Annotated in this window: 23 protein-coding genes; 13 read left to right on the forward strand and 10 right to left on the reverse strand. The window is 71.9% G+C overall.

Going from position 1 to position 23,294, the window contains the following annotated elements:
* Positions 1-10 precede the first annotated feature (10 nt).
* The 6 genes from tilS to mnmA form a co-directional block, all read right to left on the reverse strand.
* Positions 11-1,012 (reverse strand): tRNA lysidine(34) synthetase TilS, encoded by a 1,002-nt coding sequence (tilS, locus tag WMF14_RS39315; RefSeq protein WP_437794897.1) that lies wholly within the window; start codon positions 1,010-1,012, stop codon positions 11-13.
* Positions 1,009-1,245, reverse strand: a complete 237-nt coding sequence (locus tag WMF14_RS39320; protein WP_437794899.1) for a hypothetical protein — start codon at positions 1,243-1,245, stop codon at positions 1,009-1,011. Before WMF14_RS39320 ends, tilS begins: the two co-directional genes overlap by 4 nt.
* Positions 1,246-1,363: 118 nt before the next feature.
* Positions 1,364-2,761, reverse strand: a complete 1,398-nt coding sequence (locus WMF14_RS39325; RefSeq protein ID WP_437794902.1) for a class I SAM-dependent RNA methyltransferase — start codon at positions 2,759-2,761, stop codon at positions 1,364-1,366.
* Positions 2,758-5,034, reverse strand: coding sequence for a protein kinase domain-containing protein (locus tag WMF14_RS39330; protein WP_437794904.1), 2,277 nt, complete (start codon positions 5,032-5,034; stop codon positions 2,758-2,760). Before WMF14_RS39330 ends, WMF14_RS39325 begins: the two co-directional genes overlap by 4 nt.
* 190 nt (positions 5,035-5,224) lie before the next feature.
* Positions 5,225-5,878 carry a hypothetical protein gene (locus WMF14_RS39335; protein WP_437794907.1) on the reverse strand — a complete coding sequence of 218 codons (654 nt, stop codon included), beginning with the start codon at positions 5,876-5,878 and terminating at the stop codon, positions 5,225-5,227.
* The gene (mnmA, locus tag WMF14_RS39340; protein ID WP_437794909.1) at positions 5,875-7,032 is read right to left on the reverse strand and encodes a tRNA 2-thiouridine(34) synthase MnmA; all 1,158 of its coding nucleotides are present in this window, start codon (positions 7,030-7,032) and stop codon (positions 5,875-5,877) included. Before mnmA ends, WMF14_RS39335 begins: the two co-directional genes overlap by 4 nt.
* A 205-nt stretch (positions 7,033-7,237) precedes the next feature.
* On the opposite strand from mnmA, the gene WMF14_RS39345 reads away from it, so the two are divergent.
* Complete coding sequence (locus WMF14_RS39345) at positions 7,238-8,530, forward strand: response regulator (protein WP_437794911.1); 1,293 nt, start codon at positions 7,238-7,240, stop codon at positions 8,528-8,530.
* 39 nt (positions 8,531-8,569) lie between these two features.
* Here the strand turns inward: WMF14_RS39345 and WMF14_RS39350 are convergent, their stop codons facing one another.
* Positions 8,570-9,178, reverse strand: a complete 609-nt coding sequence (locus WMF14_RS39350; protein WP_437794913.1) for a CPBP family intramembrane glutamic endopeptidase — start codon at positions 9,176-9,178, stop codon at positions 8,570-8,572.
* A gap of 93 nt (positions 9,179-9,271) precedes the next feature.
* Between WMF14_RS39350 and WMF14_RS39355 the strand changes: the two genes are divergently transcribed.
* From WMF14_RS39355 to WMF14_RS39370, 4 genes are all read left to right on the forward strand, one after another.
* The gene (locus tag WMF14_RS39355; protein ID WP_437794915.1) at positions 9,272-9,568 is read left to right on the forward strand and encodes a hypothetical protein; all 297 of its coding nucleotides are present in this window, start codon (positions 9,272-9,274) and stop codon (positions 9,566-9,568) included.
* The gene (locus WMF14_RS39360; RefSeq protein WP_437794917.1) at positions 9,565-10,371 is read left to right on the forward strand and encodes a zinc ribbon domain-containing protein; all 807 of its coding nucleotides are present in this window, start codon (positions 9,565-9,567) and stop codon (positions 10,369-10,371) included. Before WMF14_RS39355 ends, WMF14_RS39360 begins: the two co-directional genes overlap by 4 nt.
* The gene (locus tag WMF14_RS39365; protein WP_272102792.1) at positions 10,349-11,650 is read left to right on the forward strand and encodes a DNA methyltransferase; all 1,302 of its coding nucleotides are present in this window, start codon (positions 10,349-10,351) and stop codon (positions 11,648-11,650) included. The genes WMF14_RS39360 and WMF14_RS39365 overlap by 23 nt, the downstream gene beginning before the upstream one ends.
* Positions 11,651-11,822: 172 nt before the next feature.
* A complete protein-coding gene (locus WMF14_RS39370; protein ID WP_272102791.1) occupies positions 11,823-12,164 on the forward strand; it encodes a hypothetical protein in 342 nt (113 codons plus the stop codon).
* Positions 12,165-12,231: 67 nt separating this feature from the next.
* Here the strand turns inward: WMF14_RS39370 and WMF14_RS39375 are convergent, their stop codons facing one another.
* Positions 12,232-13,521, reverse strand: a complete 1,290-nt coding sequence (locus WMF14_RS39375; protein ID WP_437794920.1) for an NAD(P)/FAD-dependent oxidoreductase — start codon at positions 13,519-13,521, stop codon at positions 12,232-12,234.
* A gap of 173 nt (positions 13,522-13,694) precedes the next feature.
* Between WMF14_RS39375 and WMF14_RS39380 the strand changes: the two genes are divergently transcribed.
* The 5 genes from WMF14_RS39380 to WMF14_RS39400 all read left to right on the forward strand — a co-directional run bounded on the left by WMF14_RS39380 (position 13,695) and on the right by WMF14_RS39400 (position 17,803).
* Positions 13,695-14,006 carry a 2Fe-2S iron-sulfur cluster-binding protein gene (locus WMF14_RS39380; RefSeq protein ID WP_272102789.1) on the forward strand — a complete coding sequence of 104 codons (312 nt, stop codon included), beginning with the start codon at positions 13,695-13,697 and terminating at the stop codon, positions 14,004-14,006.
* A 342-nt stretch (positions 14,007-14,348) separates the two neighbouring features.
* The gene (locus WMF14_RS39385) at positions 14,349-16,013 is read left to right on the forward strand and encodes an isocitrate lyase/phosphoenolpyruvate mutase family protein (protein ID WP_437794922.1); all 1,665 of its coding nucleotides are present in this window, start codon (positions 14,349-14,351) and stop codon (positions 16,011-16,013) included.
* Between the two features lie 4 nt (positions 16,014-16,017).
* Positions 16,018-16,539 (forward strand): thiamine pyrophosphate-binding protein, encoded by a 522-nt coding sequence (locus WMF14_RS39390; protein WP_272102787.1) that lies wholly within the window; start codon positions 16,018-16,020, stop codon positions 16,537-16,539.
* Positions 16,536-17,099, forward strand: a complete 564-nt coding sequence (locus tag WMF14_RS39395; RefSeq protein ID WP_437794925.1) for a thiamine pyrophosphate-dependent enzyme — start codon at positions 16,536-16,538, stop codon at positions 17,097-17,099. Before WMF14_RS39390 ends, WMF14_RS39395 begins: the two co-directional genes overlap by 4 nt.
* The gene (locus WMF14_RS39400; RefSeq protein ID WP_272102785.1) at positions 17,096-17,803 is read left to right on the forward strand and encodes a phosphocholine cytidylyltransferase family protein; all 708 of its coding nucleotides are present in this window, start codon (positions 17,096-17,098) and stop codon (positions 17,801-17,803) included. The genes WMF14_RS39395 and WMF14_RS39400 overlap by 4 nt, the downstream gene beginning before the upstream one ends.
* A gap of 41 nt (positions 17,804-17,844) precedes the next feature.
* On the opposite strand, the gene WMF14_RS39405 is transcribed toward WMF14_RS39400, so the two are convergent.
* Positions 17,845-18,717, reverse strand: a complete 873-nt coding sequence (locus tag WMF14_RS39405) for a CDP-alcohol phosphatidyltransferase family protein (protein WP_437794928.1) — start codon at positions 18,715-18,717, stop codon at positions 17,845-17,847.
* Positions 18,718-19,204: 487 nt separating this feature from the next.
* Between WMF14_RS39405 and WMF14_RS39410 the strand changes: the two genes are divergently transcribed.
* On the forward strand, positions 19,205-19,573 hold the full coding sequence (locus WMF14_RS39410; RefSeq protein WP_437794931.1) for a PDZ domain-containing protein: 369 nt from the start codon (positions 19,205-19,207) through the stop codon (positions 19,571-19,573).
* A gap of 18 nt (positions 19,574-19,591) precedes the next feature.
* Here the strand turns inward: WMF14_RS39410 and WMF14_RS39415 are convergent, their stop codons facing one another.
* Complete coding sequence (locus tag WMF14_RS39415; protein WP_437325136.1) at positions 19,592-19,987, reverse strand: YbjN domain-containing protein; 396 nt, start codon at positions 19,985-19,987, stop codon at positions 19,592-19,594.
* Between the two features lie 386 nt (positions 19,988-20,373).
* Here WMF14_RS39415 and metK point away from each other — a divergent pair, with 386 nt between their 5' ends.
* Positions 20,374-21,624, forward strand: coding sequence for a methionine adenosyltransferase (gene metK / locus WMF14_RS39420; RefSeq protein WP_272102781.1), 1,251 nt, complete (start codon positions 20,374-20,376; stop codon positions 21,622-21,624).
* A gap of 321 nt (positions 21,625-21,945) precedes the next feature.
* Positions 21,946-23,247 carry a hypothetical protein gene (locus WMF14_RS39425; RefSeq protein WP_437794935.1) on the forward strand — a complete coding sequence of 434 codons (1,302 nt, stop codon included), beginning with the start codon at positions 21,946-21,948 and terminating at the stop codon, positions 23,245-23,247.
* The last annotated feature ends 47 nt before the right edge of the window (positions 23,248-23,294 follow it).

Below are 23,294 nucleotides of genomic sequence, written 5' to 3' on the forward strand. Positions count from 1 at the left end.
GTGCATGCGGTCAGGTCCCGCGACGTGCAGACCCGTCCTCGATAAGCACGCTGGACTCCTCTGGAAAGCCCACGGCGATGTCTTCGCCGCCGCGAACGCGGACGCGCAGCGGCCGCCCCAGCTTGCGAGCCCGCTCGATCGCGAATCGCTGCGCCCGACCGAGCGGAATCGACAGCGGCTCGCTGCCGTCGAGGACGTCTGGATCGCCGCCATGCGGCCGATCTCGCCCGGCGACGAGCATGTCCGAGAGCGCGCAGAGGTGCTCGACGATGGCCGGCGACAGGTCCTCGAGGAGCGGGAGGAGCTCGCGGCGGACGCGGACGCGCGTGAAACGAGGATCCCTGTTGCTGGGATCCTCGGCGAACGCCAGTCGATGTCGGCCGAGGTGGGCGAGGACGTCGGCGCGGCGGGCCTGGAGCAAGGGGCGGATGAGCTCGATGCCCGCCGCCGACCCCGGCTCCTGGTCCTGGCACGCCGCGCCAGCGGCGTCGGACGGGAGCGGGGCGCGCGGCGGCAGGACGGCGAGCCCACGGGGCCCCGCGCCCCGCAGCAGGCGCAAGAGCACCGTCTCTGCCCGGTCGTCCGCGGTGTGGCCTGTCGCGATCGCGCGGGCGCCACACGCCGCCGCTGCAGCCGCCAGCGCGGCAAACCGGGCGGCGCGCGCCCTGGCCTGGAGGTTCGCGCCGGGAGCCACGTCCACGCGGGTCTCGGCGTAAGGAACCCCGAGCTGCTCGGACAGGTCGCGCGCGATCGCGAGCTCGGCCGCGGCCGCGGCGCGGAGGCCGTGGTCGACGCCGTGCGCGACCACCTCGTGGCCGATCCGCCGCCGGAGCAGCGAAAGGACGTGCAGCAGCGCGGTCGAGTCGGGGCCTCCGGAGCAGGCGCAGAGCACGACGTCGCCTCGAGCGAGCAGCCTCTCGTCCCGGATCAGCCGCTCGGCGAGGCGGATCAGCGACGGGGGGTGCGACCGGCCCCGCCTGGGCGGCGGGGGAGGTCCGGCAGGAGGGCTCATCGCAGCTCGAACGCTTTGCAGAAGATGATCTCGTCGCGCCCCTCGAGCGAGGTGCTCAGGTGCGGCGCGACCGGGTAGCCGAGCGAGCAACGAGGCCCGCGGCCAGGCGGCCCGGCGCCCGCCTCGTCGGGGTCGGGGGCCACCGGATCGAACGAGGCGCAATCGGGGCAGGCGAACACGAGACGATAGCGCCGCGCCTCTTCGCGGAGTCGATCGTCGAGGTGGTGAATCATCCCCGGCAGCGTAGCGCAAGCCGCCGTGCGACGGCGCCACGCGGCCGCGCGCGGCCCTCCGGCCGAGCTCGTCGGAGCAGCGGTCGGCGCGGCGAGCAGGCCGGCATGCCCGCGCGGATCAGCGAGCGGATCTGCGGGCGCGGGAGAGCCGGACGATCGACTCGATATGGCTCGTCTGAGGAAAGAGCTCGACCGCCTCGATGTCCGTGATCTCGAAGCCGCCGCGGAGGATCCCGCCGAGATCGCGCGCGAGCGTGGCCGGGTCGCACGAGACGTAGACGACCACACGCGCGCTCGAGGCGGCGATCGCGCGCGCCGCGCCTGGGGCCCCGCTGCGCGGCGGATCCAGCACCACGACGTCGGTGCGCGCCGGGATCGGGTGCTGATCGGCGTCCGCCTCGATCGCCTTGCCGGCGAGGCCTCGAGCGGCGAGGTTCTGCCGCAGGCAAGCGACCGCTTCGGACGAGAGCTCGACGGCCGTGAAGGACGCGAGCCCCGCGTGGCCGGAGGCCGCGGCCCCGGCGGGCTCCGCGGCCGGGGAGGGTCGCTGCGCGCCGCGCGCGAGCAGCACGGAGAGCGTCCCGCTGCCGGCGAACAGCTCAAGGACGTGCGGCGGCCGGGTGGAGTCGAGGTGGGCGAGCTCGGCGGCGCGGCGGGCGAGGACGGCCGCCCCTTCCTCGGACGGCTGCCCGAAGCCGCCCGGCGCGAGGAACAGCGGCAGGCCGTCCGCTCCCAGGATCGTGGGCCGCGGATCGCCGAACGACGCGGCCTCGCGCGCGCCGTCGAGCGTGACGCGAGCGCCGGCCCACTCGCCGCGCGCCGTGCGCTCGTCCAGCCGCTGCCACACGGCCGGCGGCAGCTGACCACGCCACAGGATCTCGACCACCGGGCGGCTCGAGGCGCCCAGCGAGATCAGGACATCGCCCTCCCCCACGGCTCCACGGAGGACGCCGGGCAGCTCGCCGGCGAGCGGCGCGATCGCGTCGACAAGCACCACGCAGCGATCGACCGCCGCCACGGCGTGCGTCCTCGGCGCGCGATAGCCCACGCGCACCTCGCCGCGCTCCGAGCGCGCGAACAACCTCGCCCGCGACCGGTAGCCGAGCGGCAGGGGGGCCGGATGGACGCGGATCGGCGGCAGCTCGGCCTCGGCGAGCGACGTCGCCCGCGCGATGGCTTGTCGGACGATGTGCTCATGCGCGAGCTGCTGCGCCTCGATACGGACGTGCATCCAGTCGCAGCCGCCGCAGGCGTCCGCGAAGCGGCACGGCGGAGCGACGCGATCGGCGCTCGGCTCGACGACACCGAGGAGCCGGCCCCTCGCCGGGCGTGCGCTCCGGTCGAGCTCGACCTCGACGAGATCCCCCGGCGCGGTCGCAGGGACGAAGACGACCTCGCCCGCGAGCCGACCGACCCCTGCGCCCCCGGCGGCCAGCGCCTCGATACGCAGCTGGGTTCGCTCGCCGGGGCGGTGCCGCGCCCTGGCACCGTTCGAGCGGCGGTGGACAGACTTCATCCCTTCATCGTAAGGCGCTGCGGGCTGTTCGGGCCGGGGTGGACGATGGACGCTCGGTCGCGGAGGGCGAGACCGCGCGCGCGAAAGGCCCCCGCGGGGCGCCCCTGCACGCAGGAGCTCGACTGGCCCGTGGTGGTCGCGTCCGTCGAGGCGGGCGACGCAGGGACAGCGTCCACGCCCCTGGAGGGCGAGGACTGCACGGCGCTCGTCTTCATGTAGATCAGCGCGCCGATACCGAGCACGCACAGCACGGTGAGGGTGATGACGGCGACGAGCACGAGCGTGTTCCTGCCGTTGCCCTTGGACGCCGCGTCCTGCGTGGCGGCCCAGATGGCCGCCGGATCCGGGCGCGGCAGGGAGAGCGCGGTCTCGATCTGCGACTGCGGAGGCTGCGCTGTCGCCGCGGACGCGAACAGCTGGGCCTGCCCCACGGTCATCGGCGCCGGTGCCGCCTGCACCGGCGCGCTGACAGCGGGCGCATGGGCCGGGGCATGACCCTGGCCATTGAACGGGAGCGCATACGGGACGGCAGCGTGCCCCGGCGACGGCACAGCGACGGCGGGGGTCCTGGTCACCCGCGCGTGACGCGCAGGCTCGCTCGCGCCCTGAAGAACCGGCGGTGGCTCCTGCGACGGGAGCGCGAGCGTGGACGCGAGCGGATTGCCCAGATCGCTGTCCAGGAGGCCGCCCTTGGGGAGGCGCGCGAGCTCGCCGGTGTCGAAGTCGCGCGGCGGGTACGGGCTCGAGGAGAGCGGAGGCGGAGCAGGGTCGTGGCCGCCGGGCACGCGCGGTGGGCTCGGGTAGGCTGGCGAAAAGCCGGGGCGCGCCGTCGGCATGCCAGGACGCACCGTGGGAATGCCGGACTGGACGCCGGCCTGGCGAGGCTGCGCTGGCATCGGCTCGGGCACCGTGCCGGCCGCCGGGCGCATCATCGGGCGCTCCCCATGAGGAAGGGATCGCACCGGCTCGGCTTGCTCGCGCGTCGCGACCGTCGTCGGGACATCCTCATCGTCGTCCATCAGCGATGAGGCGGACATCTGCCTGTCGTCCGCGTCCCTCGACGGCGGGCGCCCGACCGGCGCGATCCCGCTCGCCGGCGGAGCGTTCTGCCGCAGGATCTGCGGCGGCGTGAGGCGCTGCTGCGGCTCAGGCTCTCGACCGCGGCTGCGCAGCCCGACGCTGTCCGTGGCCGTCGTCGAGCTGCGCGAGCGCACCTGCTCGACGTTGATGGTGGACGTCACCTCGGCGGCCCACGCGAGGTGCGCCTCGCGCTTCTGGATGCGATCGACGAACACCTGCTGCACGAACTGCGCGACCTCTTCGGAGCCAACGAAGACCCCGCTCCTCATCAGGAAATTCTGCAGGGCTCGCGAGAACTCACGCGCTGTCTGGAAGCGATCTTGCTTGTGCTTGGCGAGCGCTTTCATGACCACGCTCTCCAGCTCGATCGGATAGTCGGGCACGATCGTGGACGGCGGCGGGACCACGCAGGCCTGCACCTTCTCGAGCGTGTCGAGATCCGTATCCATCCGGAAGAGGCGCTGGTTCGTCGTGAGCTCCCAGAGGACGACCCCGAGCGCGAACACGTCGGTCGTGCGATCGATCTCGTTGCCGCGCACCTGCTCGGGAGACATGTAGGCCAACTTGCCTTTCAGCGTTCCCGCGCGGGTGGACGACAGCCGGTCGGCCACCTTGGCGATCCCGAAATCCACGACCTTGGTGTAGCCGTCGTAGGTGAGGAACAGGTTGTGCGGCGTGACGTCGCGGTGCACAAGGCCGAGCAGCTGGCCGTTCTTTCCGCGCAGCTCGTGAGCGGCGTGAAGCCCCTCTGCGGCATCGGAGCAGATGCGCGCAGCGAGCTCGGGCGAGATGCGCAGCCGGCGCTCCTCCGCGCGGCGCATCACCTCCCGGAGCGGCTCGCCGTGGAGGTACTCCATGGCGATCCAGTAGGTGTTGTCGTCCTTCCCGAGGTCGAAGACCTGCGCGACATTGGCGTGGTTGATGCCAGCCGCGATGCGCGCCTCATCCAGGAACATGTCGACGAACTGATCGTCCTCGACCAGATGAGGATGGATCCGCTTGATCGCGACCCACTTTTGGAAGCCGCCCGGGCCATCCATGCGAGCCAGGTGAACGCTCGCCATTCCGCCCACCCCGATCTCGTCGACCACACGGTAACGGCCCAGGAAGTAGGTCCCCTGCTGCTTCTCGGACTCCTTCGCGCGCGCTTCAGGCGATGCATTGGTCGACCCGGGGCTTGGAGGTCCGCCCATTCGCGATGCGGGTCGAGGCGGGGGTTGGGGCATGAGCGGTCACTACTTTACCGCGAGTTCGCGGCGCTTTGCCATGTCGTCTCGGCCAGGACACCTTCCAGATGGTCAGCTTCAATCCACCGGGGCGCTGAAAGCTCCTGTCCCGACAGGTAGGACACCGCCTGAGACCGAGGACGGAGTCGTGACGGGCTCAGGGGAACGGTTGCCCAGGTTGACCTCGCTCGAAGTAGAAGCGGAACCCCCCGGTGACCCGCGAGAGGAGCTCCCGAGGGATGGCGTCTGCTGGGTGACCGAGCCCTGCGTCGCGCGGATCGCCGACCCAGACGTCGAACGTCGCGTCGGTGTACTTGTCGACCGCATCCGTCTCGTTGGGATCGCCGCTGAACAGCGCCTGGAACTTGATGGTCCCGTCGACGGCGTAGAGCACGATGTTCTGGTTGTGGCAGGACCGCTGGAGGTAAAGCGCCATGTGCACGAGCGGCGCGAGCCCCTCCGGCTTCGGCGTCGGCGGAGGCGAGCCCGGAAGCTCGACGCCGGGCGGGAGCCCCACGCTCAGGTCGACGTCGAGCTTGTTCACGGTCCCGTCCCCGCGGATGAGGTCGACGTCATCGATCAGGACCGCGAGCCCGTCCGAGATCTCCTGCAGATCGCTCCCGCGCTGCACCCGGACCTGCAATGTGGAGCGGTAGGGGACCGCGGCGAAGAAGTCCGGGCTCATGTCGTAGCTGTCGTCCCAGCAGCCGGCCGCGCGCAGCCGTTCGCTGATGACCTCGCCTTCCCCCTGCCCCAGCGAGCACCCGAGCGAGAGCGCGCAGGCGAGGGGCACGAGCGCGCGGGCCCTCATGACGCCGCCTGCGAGCGAAGGGCCGCCTTGATGCGGCCTCCCCCGAGGACGCGATCGCCCCGGTAGACCACGGCCATCTGCCCCGGAGAGACGGACCGCACCGGGCTCGCGAACCGCGCAACGAAGCTCTCCGCGCCCGTCGCGGGGTCGCGGCGCCGCTCGATGATGCCAGGCGCCGCCTCGTGCCGCGCGCGCACCCGCACCTCGGCCTCCAGGGGGAAGACCGCGTCGTCGCACCACACCGCGTCGGCGATCTCGGCGCCCGCGGCGTACAGATCGCCCTCGTCGCCGAGGTGCACCGCGCCGGACGCGGCGTCGAGGCCCACGACGAACGCGGGCCGGCCGAGCGAGACGCCGATGCCCTTGCGCTGGCCCACGGTGAAGCCGTGCACCCCGCCGTGCGCCCCGACCACGCGGCCGTCCCGATCGACGATGGGGCCGGGCCGGAGCCTGTCCGCGGCGCGCTCGGCCACGAACGGCGCGTAACGGCCGGAGGGGATGAAGCAGAGCTCCTGGCTCTCCCCCTTCTCGGCGCCCGGGAGCCCGCGGGCGATCGCCTCGGCGCGCACCTCCTCCTTGGTCGAGTCGCCGAGGGGGAAGAGGAGCCGCGACAGCTCGTCCGACCGGAGCATGTGCAGGAAATAGCTCTGATCCTTGTGCCGATCGCGGCCGCGGTAGAGCCGAGCGCCGCCCTCCTCCAGGACGACCCGCGCATAGTGGCCCGTCGCGACCCACGAGACCCCCAGCCGCTCCGCCAGCGGGAACAGCTCCCGGAGCTTGACCGAGCGGTTGCAGGCCACGCACGGGCTCGGCGTCTCACCCCCGAGGTAAGCCTCGACGAAGGGGTCGACGACGTGCTCCCGGAACAGGGCGCGCCGGTCGAACGTGTAGTGCGGGATCCCGAGGTGGTCGGCGACCCGGCGGGCGTCGTGCTGATCCTCGGGCGCGCAGCAGCGGCTCTTGACGCTGCCGTCGTCGGGGTAGTCCCAGAGGTGCAGCGTCACGCCGACGACCTCGTATCCAGCGTCGCAGAGGCGCGCCGCAGCGACGGACGAGTCGACTCCGCCGCTCATCGCGATGAAGACGCGAGCCCCCGAGGAGGCCCGCTCGCCGGGCCGCGCCGTACCGTCGGCCTCTCGGACCAGAGTTGCCATTTCCGTTCTTATAGCGTGGATTCCTCGCCGCGGCCGGACACCGAGGGCGAACCCGGACGGGACGCCGCGGCGAGCTCGCGCGGGATGCTGCGGCGAGGGCTGGCACGAGGAGCCGGGCGGCGGCGCGCCGGCGAATGAATGATCAGGCTGGCTCTCCGCCATTCACCCTTGGCCACGCCCGCAGGGCGCGTGTACCGTCTGCCAGATGCCGAGCGGGGTCGTGCTCGTGATCGAGGACGAGGAGTACATCGCGGACCTGCTCGCCACCGCGATCCGGGAGGCAGGTTACGAGGTCATCTTCTGCGCCACCGCGGAGGCCGGGCTCTCCACCGCCTGTACCCTGGAGCCCGAGTGCATCGTCTGCGACATCGGCCTGCCCGACCACGACGGCTACTGGGTCGCGCGCAACGTGCGCACCCAGCCGTCCCGGGTATCGGTCACCCCGTTCCTGTTCCTCTCCGCGCTCGACGACCAGGAGGCCCGCCTCGAAGGGTTCCACGTGGGCGCCGACGTCTACATGACCAAGCCGTTCCGGGTCGGCGAGGTCGTCGCGCAGATCGGGGCGCTCGTGCAGATGGCGTCGCGCCTGCGCCTGCGGAGGGACAGCCTCATGTCCATCCCGGCGTCCGTCGATCAGACCGCGATCGAGGGCGATCTCAGCCAGATGTCGATCGCGACCGTCCTCACGGTCCTCGAGATGGAGCGGCGGTCGGGTGTGTTCGAGGTGAGCAGCAAGAAACGTCGGGCTCAGCTGGACATCGCCGAAGGGTGCATCGTCGAGGGGACCGTCGGAGGCACGCGCGCCTCGGCGCTCGCCGCGCTCCGCACCATGCTCAGCTGGAAGGTCGGACGGTTCGCGTTCGTGCCAGGCATCCGCCCCCTGCCCGCGGAGCGGACATCCATCGCTGCGTACCTGCTCGAGGCGACCCGGCTCGAGGACGAGAGCGCCCGCGTCGAGCTGCCGTTCCCGCCGTCGCGACGCCGTCCGGAGCCCCGGAGCGCGACGACGGCGCTCGGCGGGCCGTCGTCCATTCTGGACGACGTCGCGCCGCCGTCGTCGCGCGTCGTGTCCGAAGAGCGCCTGCGCCGCGGGCCCACCCCTGCGCCACAGAGGGGCTCCGACCCCGCCGTGGCGATCTCCGATGGGCCGCCGTCGCTCGAGCTGAACTTCGAGTTCGAGCTGGCGACCCCGGCGGCGCCGCCGACGCTGCCCTCGCTGGCCCGCAGGACAGCGAAGCCGTCGAGCCAGCGCGGCGTGCGCGTGGAGGAGAGCGAGCCTCCGACGCTCCCGCGAGCCGGGAGCCGACCGCCGCCCTCGCGACCGTCCTCGCCAGGCCGTGAGAGGCAGAGCGCCGTGGAGGCAGGCGAGCTCTCGCGCGGGACCCTCGCTCCCCCGGAGACCCAGCCGGCAAGCCACGAAGGCCCGCCGCGCGCGACCCCGATCCCCCCGAGACCGGCGCCGCCCAGGCCTCCCCGCCCCGACTCGAAGAAGCGCTGACGGCGGGAATGGGGACAGCGAGGAAGCGGAAGCGCCGATCTAGAGCGTCATCCGCGGCTCCACCTCGTCCGGATCGTGATCGCGCAGGTAGCTCAGGTTGACCGCGTTCACGACGGCGTGCGCCAGGACCGGTCCGACGAGCGACCCCGTCGCCGCGAAGATGGCGCCGAGCCCCGCGCCCACGCCGACGGCCCAGCCGATCCACACCCAGCGGCTCGGACCGCGCATCTGGTGCATCAGACCGAAGAGGATCGCGCTCAGCGGCACGCCGAGCAGCGGCGTCAGCAGCCCGCGGAAGAGCAGCTCCTCTCCGAGGCTCGAGAGGCCCGCGAGGAGCAGGATCTGGCCGAGCGAGAAGTCGCGCGCGACCGGGCGGAGCTCGGCGTGCAGGCGCCGCGCCCAGCTGAACCGCGCCACGGCGATGCGCGTCGTCACGACGACCCCGGCCGCCAGCGTGAGGCCGAGCGCGGCGCTCATCAGCAGCGCGACCAGCGGCGGCAGCGTGAGCCACGGGCTCGGGTGGATCCACGGCCATCCATCCCGCAGCACCAGGCCCAGCGAGGTCGCCAGCGCCGCGAGGACGAGGTAGCCGGACGCCGCCCGCACCGTCGCGTCGGTTCGACCGGTCCGCGCCCATCGCGACGCCATGTCCCATCATGGCACGCCGAAAGAAGCCGGTGAAGCCGCGCGCGCCGTCAGGACCCCTGGCCGAGCGCCGGCAACCGGAGTACGTCGACGCCCATGCACGCGACCGTGGTCATCTTCCCCGGCTCCAACGCCGATGCCGAAGTGATCCATACGCTCCGCGACGTGCGGGAGGGGCTGGGCGGCGGCGACGCGAACCCCAACGGATCGGCGATGGACATCGCCGGCATCTACGGCGGGCCCCGGCGGAACGTGCTGGGGCTGATGCCGCACCCCGAACGGATGAGCGAGCCCTTCCAGGGCCACGGCTGCGCCGACGGGCGCGCCCTGTTCCACGCCGTGCTGCGCAGCGTAGGCGGCGCCCGCTCGGCCCCATCCGCGAGCGCGCCGTGAGCGCCGCGTTGCCCGGCGCCGCCCGCTGCCGCGCGTGCGCCGCGGCGCTCGCGCCGGAGGGCGACCGCTGCCCGCAGTGCGGCGCGGCCGCGCGCGCCGAGGCCTGCCTGCACTGCGGCGGCGTGACCGGCGTCTCGGCGCACCCCGAGCTGCGCTTCGTGTGCGACGCCTGCGGCGGCCCGCGCGTCCCCGTCGCCGACGACCGCGTCGAGCGATCCGGCCGCGAGGCGCCGCTGCTCCAGAAGGCGCGCGCGGCGGCGTCGGCGCGCTCGGTCTGGCGCGCCGCAGGCATCGCGGCCGGCGCGCTGTTCGGCTTCGAGCTGCTCCTGTTCGCCGTGCTGCTGCTCGTCCTCGACGCGAGCGTCGGGCTCTTCACCGCCGGCCTCCTCACCATGGCGCCCGTCGGCGCCTTCGCCGTCTGGGCGCTCCGGCGGGCGAAGTCGCGGAGCCGGGACATCGCGCCCGCGCTCGACGCCGCCTGGGTCTCCGTCGCCTCCGACGTCGCCCGCCAGGCCGAGGGCCCGCTGACCGCCGGCGGGCTCGCCTCGACCCTCCGCATCGCCGAGTCCCAGGCCGAGGAGCTCCTCGCCCTGCTGGAGGTCAACGACGTCGTGCGCGGCGCGGTGAGCCCCGCGGGCGAGTTCGGCTATGCGCCGAAGCTGCGCGTCGGCGCGGCGCGCGGCGAAGACCGGGGCGAGGCGGGGGCCGAGAGCGTGGCGCGCGCCCTCGCCGCCGAAGAGGAAGCCTTCGCTGCCGAGCCCCTCACGCAACGGACCGCCCATGTCGACCCCGCGAAGCGCTGATCCCAAGCCGAAGCCAGGTCCGCCGCAGCAGAAGGCCCGCGCGGGCCGGCCCGCGCCCCAGGAGCGCCGCGCCCTGACCCACATCGGCGGCGCGACGCTGCTCGAGGGCGACCCCGAGGGCGCCGCGAAGCTCGCCCACGCGCTCGACGTGGCCAGCTCGAGCACCGCGGAGGAAGCGGCGCGCGCGCACGTGCACGGGTTCCACAGCTACCCGGCCCGGATGCACCCGGACACGGCCCGCCGGCTGATCGAGGGCCTCTCGAGGCCGGGCGAGCGGGTGCTCGACCCCTTCTGCGGCAGCGGCACCGTCCTCGTCGAGGCCCGGCTCGCGGGTCGGGCGGCGATCGGCGTCGACGCGAACCCGCTGGCCGTGCGCCTCGCCCGCCTGAAGGTGCAGGGCAGCACCCCCGGCGAGCGCGACCGGCTCGTCGCCGCCGCCCGCGAGGTCGCGGCCGCGGCCGATGAGCGCCGCAAGGCGCGCGCCGGTCCGAGCCGCCGGTACGGCCCCGAGGACGTCGCCCTGTTCGAGCCGCACGTGCTCCTCGAGCTCGACGGGCTCCGCGTCGGCCTCGACCGCATCGCGGGCCACGGCGCCGACGCGCTCCGCGCCGATCTCGAGCTCGTCCTCTCCGCCATCCTGACGAAGCTCAGCCGCCGCACGTCCGACACGTCGGAGCACGAGCTGCCGCGGCGGATCGCCGCCGGCTATCCGGCGCGGCTCTTCCTCCGCAAGGCGGAGGAGCTCGCCCAGCGCCTCGCCGAGGTCGCCACTCAGCTCGAAGCGAGCCCGCCCGCGCTCGTCGAGGAGGGAGACGCGCGCGTGCTCCGCGGCGTCGAGACCGGCTCGGTCCACCTCGCGATCACGTCGCCGCCCTACCCGGGCGTGTACGACTACCTCGCCCACCACGAGGCGAGGCTGCGCTGGCTCCGGCTCCGCAGCGCCCGCTTCGAGCAGGACGAGATCGGGGCCCGCCGGCACCTCGACCCGCTCGGCCCCGAGGCCGGCCGCGCGCGCTGGCGCGATGAGCTCGGCGGCGTGCTCACCGCGCTCGCGCGCGTCCTCCGGAGCGGCGCGCCGCTCGTGCTGCTGATCGCCGACAGCGTTGTCGCCGGCGCGCCGGTCTACGCGGTCGACGTGGTCAGGGCCGCCGCGTCCGGCGCGCGCCTCACGGTCCGCGCGGTCGCGTCGCAGCCGCGCCCCCACTTCCACCGCCCCACGGCGCGCGCCTTCCAGCGCCGCCCGCGCCACGAGCACGCCATCCTGCTGATCCGCGCCTGACCCGCCGAGCTCGCCCCGCGGCGCGCGCTCACGGCCGCGCGCGCCGCCGCGCCTGAGCCACCGAAAATTGCCCCGCGGCGCGGGCTCGTGGCAGGGTGCGACGGCTTCGGGCAGCGCGCGAGGCGGCCAGCACCGGCCTCCTGCGGCGCGCAACGCTCCGGCGCGCGCGACGATGGCGAGAGCTCACCTGGCACTTCTTCTCTGGGGCACCCTCGCCCTCGGCTGCGGCAAGGCAGGCGGCGATGCGGGGAAGGTCGACCTCGACAGCACGGGGGTCGACGCCTGCGACAGCTACCTGGCCACGATGACCACCTGCGCGAGCAAGCTGCCCGCGGAGACCAGGAAGAGCCACGAGGCCGCGATCCGGATCGCGCGCGACGTGCTCGAGGCCAAGGCGGAGGCCGACGACGAGGCGCTGAAGGGCGACGCGAGGGCGGAGGCGCGCGTCGCGCTCGCGGCCGCCTGCAAGCAGATGAGCGACGCGGTCCTGGACCGCGAAGCGTGCGGCCGCTGAGCGCCGGACGGCCCAGCGCGGGCGAGCGCGCACGCGGCGAGGCGCGCGCGCGGCCGCCCGCCGCGCTTCACGCGAAGGCGGGCACCTCCGCCGGATAGTGCTGCCGGAGGAACGACGCCCACTGCGGCCGCCGCTCGGCGTGGAACACGTCGCCCGCGAGCATGCTGGTGATGAGCTTGCGCATCGTGGGCCGCTGGTTCGGCTCGAACAGGGTCTCCCGGAACTGGCCTTTGTAAAAACCCTGAACGACCCCAAGGAAGAGATCGACGGCGTAGCGGATCTCCGCCTCGTAGGCGGCGAACGCGGCGCGCGAGGTGTCCCCCGCGTCGAGCGCGCGGTGGATGGCCGTGGCAGCCAGATCGGCGCCCTTGATGGCGAGGTGCGCGCCCGTCGAGAAGAGCGGGTCGAGGAACCCGCCCGCGTCGCCCACGAAGAGCCATCCATCGCCGGCGAGCTGGTCGATCCGGTACGAGAAATCGGCGAGCGCCCCCACCGGCCTGACGCGCCGCGCGCTCGCGAGGAACTCCCGCGCCCAGCCGCTCTCCGCGACGGTGCGATCGAAGAGCTCGTCGAGGCGCTCCCCCTTCGCCCGGCTCCGGATCCAGCTCGACGACACCACCGCGCCGACGCTCGTCACCTCGCCGCGGAACGGGATGAACCAGAACCACCCGTGCTCGAAGATGACCACCTGGATGTTGCCCTGGTGGATCCCCTCCTCGCGGGGCACGCCCTCGTAATGGGTGAACAGCGCGGTCTTGTCGAGCTCGGCCAGCTGCGCCTTCCGCCGCATCCTCGACGCGAGCAGCGTGTCCCGCCCCGTCGCGTCCACGATCACCGGCGCACGGAGCTCGACGATGTCGCCCGCGTCGGCGCGCGCGGCCGCGGCCTCCTCCGGCGCGGCGCCGTCGGATCGAGCGCGAGGCCGCGCGCGCACCCCGACGGCGCGGGGGCCCTCGAACACCACCTCGACGGCCTCCCACGACTCGCGCACCTCCGCCCCGAGCCCCGCGGCGTGGCGGAGCAGCAGCTGGTCGAACGCGTCGCGCTCCACCTGGTAGGCGAACTCGAACCTCGGATCGAACGCGTCGGTGAAGCTGTACGTCCGCGTCCGCCCCGTCGACGAGCACAGGAACCGGGCGCCGTATTTGCGGAGGAAGCGCGCGTCCAGCTTCTCGTCCAGCCCGAGCCGCTCGAAGACCTCGCGGGATCGCGGCAGCAGCGACTCGCCGATGTGAAAGCGAGGGAACCTCTCCCGCTCGAGCACGAGGGCCCGGCGACCGAGGCGGGCAAGCGACGCGGCGAGCGTCGACCCACCCGGCCCTCCGCCGAGGATGATTGCGTCCCAGCGATCCGTCATCGCTCGTCGTATAATGCGTGCTGACGCCCGAGAAAATGCGCTCTCGGCGTCGGTGAAAGGGAGCCGACACGCCTCCGCCGTCCGGGCCGGGGCCCTCGCGCTCCAGGCGCCGCGGGTCCTCGCGCACCCACGTGCCAGGGCTTGGCGCGCCACGCAGGGAGGAGGGATCGGCGGTGCCCACGGTCGTGTTCGAGGACGGCGCGCTCGGCCGCGCCGTCACCGCGGAGGTGGGAGCCGGCAGGCTCATCGACGTCTGCGACGACGCGCGCGCTCCGGTCGTTTTCTCGTGCCGCGACGCGCGCTGCGCCACATGCCGCGTCGAGGTCGTCGAAGGGGAGCAGCTCCTCGATCCGCCCGCGCGCGGCGAGCTCGATCTGCTCGAGCGCCTCGGCGCCCCGCCGCGGCTCCGGCTCGCGTGCCAGGCGGTGCTCCGCGCGGGCCCCGGGCTGGTCCGCTTGCGCGGGGTCGTCGGCCGCGAGGGCTGAGCCGAAGGGGGCGCGCGGCGGACGCGCGACGCTCGCCGCGCGCCCGCAATCAGGCACCGCCGCAGCGCGCACGTCCCCGCGTGGCGGAGCGCGCTCCGCCGCCTTCGCGATCGTCTGCTCCGGTCGTGCCCTGCCATTGGCGGCACTGGCGAACGGTGTTAAGGCAGGCCCCGTTCTGAGGCCCGGCTCCTCGGGGAGGAGAGCGAGATCAGGCGCCCCCCGGAGCTGCCCGCGCGCGGTGACGACGGGGCGCCGCTCGCCGGGGACGCGCACCGCAACGCATGCGGACGCGGTCGCCCGCCGGGCGTGGATGGCAACGCCGCGCGGAGGAGTGGAGGAGACGTGACCAAAGCCAGGAAGCTGCGCGAACTCATGGCCCGCCCCGGGCCGATCGTCATCATCGGCGCGCACAACGGGCTCTCCGCGAAGATCGGTGAAGAGGCAGGGTTCGACGGGCTCTGGGCTTCCGGCTTCGAGATATCCGCGAGCTACGCCGTGCCGGACGCGAACATCCTCACGATGGCGGAGAACCTCCAGGCCGCCAAGATGATGAACAACACGTCGCTCCCGGTCGTCGCCGACTGCGACAACGGCTACGGCAACGCCGTCAACGTCGTCCGCTGCGTCGAGGAGTACGAGGCGGCGGGCATCGCGGCGATCTGCATGGAAGACAACATCTTCCCGAAGCGCTGCAGCTTCTACGCCGGCGTGAAGCGCGAGCTCGCGGACGTCGAGGAGCACGCGCTCAAGGTCCGCGCGGCGAAGGCGACGCAGAAGGATCGCGACTTCGTGGTCATCGCGCGGACCGAGGCGCTCATCGCCGGCTGGGGGATGGAGGAGGCGCTCCGTCGCGGCCGCGCCTACGCGGACGCGGGCGCCGACATGGTCCTCATCCACTCGAAGAGCAAGGACCCGGACGAGGTGCTCTCCTTCGCCCGCGCGTGGGACCGCCCGAACACGCCGCTCGTCTGCGTGCCGACGATCTACCGCACGACGAGCGTCGACACCCTGCACAAGGCGGGCTTCAAGCTGATCATCTTCGCGAACCACGCGATCCGCTCGTCGATCAAGGCGATGACGGAGACGCTCCAGACGCTGAAGCGCGAGATGTACACCGGCAGCGTCGACGACAAGGTCGTGCCGCTCGAGCGCGTCTACCAGCTCGTGGGCGTCGACAAGATGAAGCAGGAGGAGTCGAGCTTCCTGCCCTCCGGCAGCCCGGGCGTCACCGCCGTCATCCTCGCCGCCGGCCAGAGCCAGGGGCTCCTGCCGCTCACGGAGGAGCTGCCGAAGCCGATGCTCGACCTGAAGGGCAAGAGCATCCTCGAGCGGCAGATCGACGTGCTCAACGCGTGCGGCGTCAAGGACGTCGCCGTCGTGCGCGGGTACAAGAAGGAGACGATCAAGGTCCCGAACGCCCGCTTCTACGACAACGACGAGTACGCGACGACGAACGAGGTCTTCTCGCTCTTCCGCGCCTCCAAGGAGCTGAGCGGGCCGTTCCTCTTCCTCTACGGCGACATCGTGTTCGAGCGCGGCCACCTCGAGAAGCTCCTCAAGAGCCCGGCGGACATCTCGATCGTCATCGACCGCGCGTACGCGGAGGGCCAGCGGCCCAAGGACGCGCGCGGCGTGCCCGACCTCGTGGCCCTGAAGGACGCGCAGGAGGCCGGCTACCGCTTCGTCGGCGCCGAGGCGCCGCACCGGGTGGCCCGCGTCGGACGCGCGATCCCTGCGGGCGAAGCGCACGGCGAGTTCGTGGGCATGGCCATGTTCACCGCGAAGGGCGCGCGCCTGCTCACCGACTGCTACCACCAGCTTCAGGAGACCCGCGCGAAGGGCGGCTTCCACGAGGCCGAGTCGCTCCGCAGCGCGAGCTTCACCGACCTGCTCCAGGAGCTCATCGACCGCGGCGCGGACGTGCAGGCGATCGACGTCTACAAGGGGTGGCTCGAGATCGACACGTTCGAGGACTACCGTCGCGCCTGGGCGCTCATCAAGGAGTGAGGCGATGTCCCACGGTTCCCACGGTTCAGGAAAATCGTATGCGCCCGAGTTCGTCGCCGCGCTCAAGGAGGCGGGGTTCGACTTCTTCGCGGGCGTGCCCTGCTCGCTGTTGAAGGGCCTGGTCTCGCTGCTCGACGCCGACCCGAGCGCTCGTTACATCTCGGCGACCCGCGAGGACAGCGCCATCGGGATGGCGTTCGGCGCCTGGCTCGGCGGCAGGCTGCCGATGGTGCTGATGCAGAACTCCGGGCTCGGCGTCTCCGTGAACGCGCTGGCCTCGCTCAGCACGATGTACGAGGTGCCCGCGCTGCTCGTCATCTCGTGGCGCGGCGAGGGCGGCAACGACGCCCCGGAGCACATCATGATGGGCGAGATCATGCTCCCCATCCTCGATCTGATGAAGATCCAGCACCGCGTCCTCCGGGCCGCCGAGCCGATGGGGCCCCAGGTGCAGTGGGCGAAGGACGTCATGCTCTCCACCAGGCAGCCGGCGGCGCTCATCGTGCCCGCGGGGGTGCTCGAATGAACAAGCTCGAAGCGCTGAAGGTGTTCACGGCGGCGGTCGGCAAGGACGACCTCGCGGTCTGCTGCAACGGCATGATCGGCCGTGAGCTCTACACGACGCAGGACCGGCCCTCGAACTTCTACATGATCGGCTCGATGGGGCTCGGCCTGTCGATCGGCCTGGGGCTCGCGCTCGCGCAGCCGCGCAAGCGGATCTTCGTGCTCGACGGCGACGGCAACGTCCTCATGGGCATGAACGCCCTCGCCAGCGTCGGCAGCGAGCGGCCGGCGAACCTCGTGCACGTCGTCCTCGACAACCGCTCCCACGCCTCGACGGGCGGGCAGCGGACGATCTCGGGCGACGTGAAGCTCGAGTCGGTCGCCAGCGCCGTCGGCTACCGCGCCACGCACCGCGCCGACTCCGTCGAGTCCTTCGAGGCGTCGCTGCGCGTCGCGCTCGTGCAGCCGGGCCCGGTGATGGTCCTCGCCCTCGTCGACGGCGGCACCGTGAAGGGCATCGGCCGCGTCGCGGAGACCCCGCAGGAGCTCGCGTCCCGCTTCGCGGCCGAGGCGCGCCGATGAGGGCCATCCTGCTCGCCGCCGGCCGCGGCCGGCGCATCGGCCGGGACGCACCGAAGTGCCTCATCTCGATCGAGGGCAAGACGCTGCTCGAGCGCCACCTCGTGAACCTCACCGAGAGCGGCGTCACCGATCTGACGATCGTCGTCGGCTTCCGGCACGAGATGATCGAGGAGGCGCTCGCCTCGCTCCGCCCTTCGCTGAAGGTCGAGCTCGTCAAGAACCCGCGGTTCACCCACGGCAGCATCGTCTCGCTCCACGTCGCGGCCGATCGGCTGTCGGGCGGCGGGCTGTGGATGGACGCCGACGTGCTGTACCCCGCCGCGCTGCTGCGGCGCCTCGTGAGCTCGCCGCAGGAGAACTGCCTGCTTGTCGACGCGAGCTCGGAGGAGAGCGGCGAAGAGATGATGGTCGGCGTCCGCGCCGGCCGCGTCCTCAAGATCGCGCGCCGCGTCGGCAAGGACTGGGACATCGCCGGCGAGACCGTCGGCTTCGCCAAGGTCGGTCCGCAGGGCGGCCGCGCGATGCAGCGGCTCCTTGAGGAGGAGGTCTCCGCAGGCCGCCTCGATCAGGAGTACGAGGCCGCGATGGACCGCGCTTTCCAGGAGATACCGTTCGGTATCGAGCGCGTCGACGACCTTCCCTGGACCGAGATCGACTTCGAAGAGGACGTGGAAAAGGCCCGCCGCCTGGCGAGCTCCCTCTAGAGCGGGCCCGAGCTCGGCGCGGCGCAGCCCAGTCGCCGAGCTCAGGCCATGGCCAGCTTCGCGCGCCGGGATGCGCCGCGGAGGAACCAGCCGTTCAGCCAGATGACCGCGACGATCCAGACGACCCCGCCCGTCGCGAAGAAGACCTGACCCAGCCAGAGCTGGTCGACGAGGAGCGTCAGCACCACCATCGACAGGAACGCGTCGCCGTTCGATATCGCCCAGAGCGCGCCGATGAAGCGCGTGAGCGGCGACGCCTCCTCCCGGATCAGCTGCTTTACCTGATCCGCGCTGGTCGAGGACTGGCTCCGCCGCGGGTCGAACCACTCGTGCTCGAACGCGAGGTGCCCCATGCGCCCGATGAAGACATCGAAATGGGCAAAGAACGAGGACGAGGGGCCGAGCGCCTGGATCTTCCGGCGCAGCACGTCCGCCGTCTCGTCCGTACCCGTCTCGAAGATCGAGCAGTACTTGAGCTTGAAGTAGTCCGCGGAGAAAGAGCGGAGCGCCCCCTGGAGCAGCGCGATCAGCAGGAGAGCGTTCGTGGACACGGTCGCGCTCCACGGGCCCTCCGCCGGCGGGTGAAGGCGAACGTGCCAGAAGATGCCGACATAAAGAAAGACGACGCCCAGCCAGTCGGCCAGGCCGTCAATGGCGTGCCCCGCGGGGCTCACCATCCGCTTCGCCCGCGCCAGCGCGCCGTCCACGCAATCGAGGATGGAGCGGAGCTCGAACACGAGCGCCCCCGCGATGAGGTGCCTCGGATCATCGAACGTCACCAGGTAACCGGCCAGCGCAGCGAAGAGCGGCTGAACCAGCGTGACCTGGTTCGGCGTGACCGGCGTCCTCATCAGCGCCCGCACGATCCAACGCGCGATCGGGTACCGGTAGTAGCGATTGAGCGGGTCCTCCATGCGCATCTTCCAGCCGCCGGGCACACCGCCGGACTGAGCGGCAGGTGTGGAGCTCTCGGCAGCAGCGCGCGGTTCAGGCATCGGTGACCCCGGCCCGGACTCTAGGGCAGCCGCCCCTGGGGACCAACTGGATTGCGACCGCTCGATGGCCATGGCGTGACAGATCGCTGCGGGCCGGCGTCCTGGCGCAACGCCGCGCTTTCCAGGGCGTATCTCGCGCCGCCGGCGACCGGCTGCGTAGTCGCTTGCGCTCCCGAGGCCCCACCGAGAACCGCGCTTCGCACCTCGCGTGCGTACGCGACAGGCACACTCGAGCGCTCCCTGTCCTGTAAAATCACATTCTCTCGCCTGCGATGTTGCGATGTTGGACGAGCGCGCGCGTCCGCTGGAGCCGGTCTGACGTGGCTGTCGCGCCACGCCGCGCGCTCCGGGGGGCGCCCTGCGAGAATGGCAGCGCGCCGGGGCTCCTCGGCGCTATGGTGGCGCGGTGGCAAGCAGATCCTGGAGCGCGGCGCTCCTGCTCGTGGCCGCGGGGTGCACCGCGAGCGTGGGATCCATCGGCGCTGTCCTTGGGCGAGATAACGAGTCGCTGGCGCTCTACGTGCGCGACGTGCCGCCGGGCCTCGCCGCCGAGCGAGCGGGGCTGATCCCGGGCGACGAGATCATGATGATTGATGGCGTGTATGTCCGTGATCTCTCGTCGGCAGAGGTGCGCGATCGGCTCCGCGGCGCCGTCGGGAGCCTCGTCGAGCTCACCGTCGTCCGCGGGCGCGACGTGCGGCGCGTCCGGGTCGTGCGCACGGAGCTCAGGGCGCACGAGGGGCTCAAGCCAAGAGAGGAGCAGATCCCGCCTTGAAGCGGGGCCGGTGACCGCTCATTGCGCGGCGAGCGCCACGAGCTCGGCATAGTGCTTGTTCGCGTAGAAGGAGAGGACATCGACGGCGTCGCGCACCTCGCTCGGATCGAGGTCCTGGAGGCGGTACTCGACGCTGAGAATCACGTCGCCCTCCTCGTCGGCCGAGAGCTTGGCCATGTTGATCTCACGGTTCAGCTGGAGCAGGCGCCGCACGATCACGTCGCCCTCCTCGAGCTCCAGCGGGAGCCGCACGAACGGGATCACCGCGAAGACGACGAAGGGGGGCGAGAGCCGCACGAACAGCGGGAAGTGCCGCTCGGCCCCCTGAAAGTCGCTGCGCATGGTGTCGTTGGATACGACCTCTACAGCCCAGCCCTCGCGCTCGAGGCACGCCTTGATCTCGTCGAACGTCATGCGCGGCATCATAGCCTCTGGCGGCGCGCCTCCGGGAGCGCACCGGATCGGCGGCCCGACGCCCCCCGCTCGTCCGGTGTCACGGCGGATCCCACCGGCGAGCTCCCCGCGGGCAGCGCAGCTCCTTCGCCTGGAGCAGGGAGCGCGACGCACCGGGAAGCAAGGAAGCTAGCCGAGTCAGAGTGCTGCCCAGGCAGCAGCCGCCGCGAGACGTCGGTGCGGCTCGACAGCGACAGCCGCCAGCGCGGTCCACACTGACCGACAGCCCGGAGGCAGCTCGTCCGGCCGGCGCTTTTGTCCGCGGAAGGCCGCGGCTCGCGTTGACGGTGCCCCGCGCTCGAACTATGCGTAGAGGTCCGATTTCGAGTCCGCCGAAGGAGCGATTCATGCGCCGTTACCAGTTCACATCCGAGTCCGTCACCGAAGGACACCCCGACAAGGTGTGCGACCAGATCTCCGACGCCATTCTGGACGGGATCCTCGAGAAGGATCCGACGGCCCGCGTCGCGTGCGAGACCCTGGTGAAGACGGGGATGGCCGTCGTGGCCGGCGAGATCACCACCTCGGCGTGGGTCGACATGCCGGTCGTCGTGCGCAACACCATCAAGGACATCGGCTACACCGACGCCGCGATGGGCTTCGACTACGAGACGTGCGCGGTGCTCACGGCGATCGAGAAGCAGTCGCCCGACATCTCCCGCGGCGTGACCGAGGGCGAGGGCCTCTTCAAGGAGCAGGGGGCAGGCGACCAGGGGCTCATGTTCGGCTATGCGACGGACGAGACGTCGGAGCTGATGCCCTCTCCCATCAGCTATGCCCATCGGCTCGCCCGGAAGCTCGCGGATCTCCGCAAATCCAAGAAGCTCGACTGGCTGCGCCCCGACGGCAAGACCCAGGTCACGATCGAGTACGAAGATCAGACGCCCGTGCGCGTGAGCGCCGTCGTCGTGTCGACGCAGCACAGCCCCGAGGTCAAGCACAAGACGATCGTCGACGCGGTGCGGAGCCTGATCATCGAGAAGAGCATCCCGGCCAAGCTGATGGATCGGAGCACGAAGATCTACGTGAACCCCACCGGCCGCTTCGTGGTCGGCGGCCCCTTCGGCGACGCCGGCCTCACCGGCCGCAAGATCATCGTCGACACCTACGGCGGCATGGGCCGGCACGGCGGCGGCGCCTTCAGCGGCAAGGACCCGACGAAGGTCGACCGCTCCGCCTGCTACTACGCGCGTTACGTCGCGAAGAACGTCGTCGCCTCCAAGCTCGCGGCGCGCTGCGAGGTGCAGATCGCCTACGCCATCGGCGTCGCCCAGCCGGTCGGCGTCCACGTGAACACCTTCGGCACGGGCCGCGTAGGTGAGGACGTGCTCGAGAAGTACATCATGCAGAACTTCGACATGCGGCCGAAGGCGATCATCGAGCAGCTCGATCTGCTGAAGCCCATCTACCGAAAGACGGCCGCGTACGGCCACTTCGGGCGCGACGAGTTCACCTGGGAGAAGACGGACCGCGCGGCCAAGCTGGCCGAGGACCTGCTGCGCCCGACGCTCGCCGCGGTCCCCGCGGCCACGAACGGCTCCGGGAGCAAGAAGGAGCCGAAGCGCAAGGGCAAGAAGGAAGTGGGCGCCCAGGCCTGATCGTTCGGAACGCTCCGCCCGCTGCGTGTGAGCGGGGCGAACCGTGACGGCCCCTCGGAGGGGCCGAGAGCGCCGGCGCTGTCGAAGCGCCGGCGTTCTGCGTTTTGTCGACGCAGCCCGCCTCTCCCGGAGCGCGCATGAACATGGCGCCTGGGTCGGATGCAGGTGCCACGATGTGGGCACCCACCTCACAAAAAAGCACCGCCCTTTGCCGGGATGGGCTGACTGCTGCGGCCGCTTCTGCTGATAAAATCATCGACGACTCCCGTATCGCCGGATCGACCGAACCTCCCTGGTTCCATGCGACCTCGAGGAGCACCGATGAAACCTTGGTTGAATTTCTTGAGCCTCATCACTGCAGCAGGGTGTGTGGGCGCGGCCTGCACCGGGAACATCGGACCGGTAGGCGGCCTCGATGTCGGGGAGGGCGGCGCCGCGAGCGCCTCCAGCACCGGCGGGATACCGCACACGACAGCCGAAACGACGGTCGACGCGTCGACCGTCGCCACGTCCGCGGGTGTGGGCACGGGGAGCGCGGGCTGCAGCGGCTCGCCGGATGTCGACGACGACGGCGACGGCTTCACGGAGCTCGACGGGGACTGCGACGATTGCAACGCGCTGGTCAACCCGCGAGCGCTCGAGCTCCCGACGGTCGGTGGAGAAGGGGGAGCCTCGCCGGAGCCCGTGGACGACGACTGCGACGGCATCGCCGACAACGTGCCCGAGCCGTGCGACGACGGGATCCCGCTCGACGACCTGGATCCGCTCAGCGCCGCGAGGGCGGTCGAGCTGTGCAAGATGTCGTCCGGGCCCGACGACTGGGGCGTGGTCTCCGCGGCCTGGGTCATGGTCGACGGCGCGCCGCCGCCGCAGGAGCCCGAGCTGCTCGCCAACTTCCACCTCGGGCACGGCGTCCTCCCCGCGTTCGGGCCCAACGTCCCGCCGAGGGCGGGCAAGCGGCTGCTCGCCCTCTCGAGCGGCACGGCGCGGACGCAGAACGACGAGGGGTTCGAGAGCCCGGAAGGCTTCGACAAGAAGTACGAAGGTGATTTCCCGCAGGGCTTTCCGAAGGTCCCTCGCAACTGTGAAGATCTCGTGCAAGCGAAGCCGTCCGACCCGACCGCCGTCGAGATCACCCTCCGGGTCCCGTCGAACGTCCACGGCTTCGCGTTCAACGTCAATTACGTCACGTTCGACTGGCCAGTCGTCTGCGACAATTTCAACGATTACTTCGTCGCGTTCCTCTCCCCGCGGCCGGCCAACCTCATCGATGGCCACATCCTGTTCGACAGCGAGAGGAACGCGATGAGCGTCAACAGCACCTTCATCGACGTCTGCAGCTGCGCGGGCGGCCCGCCCTGCGATCTCGACGGCAGGGTCTACGCATGCACCCGCGGGACCCGGGAGCTGCTCGGGACGGGGTTCGAGAGCCGCGCTGGGACGAGCTGGCTGGTCACCTCGGCGCCCGTGGAGCCGAACACGGAGATCAAGATCCGATGGGGGGCGTACGACGCCGGAGACCATCAGCTCGATTCGACAGGGCTCGTCGACAACTGGCGGTGGCTCACCGACAAGGACGAGAACGTGATCACGCTCCCCGACGCCCCTGCGGCGAAGCCGTAGGGCGCGCGCAGCAGCGGCGGCGCGCACACCGGCGTGCGCGGGAGGCG

The organism is Sorangium sp. So ce693, from assembly GCF_051521375.1.
Lineage (GTDB): Bacteria > Myxococcota_A > Polyangia > Polyangiales > Polyangiaceae > Sorangium > Sorangium atrum.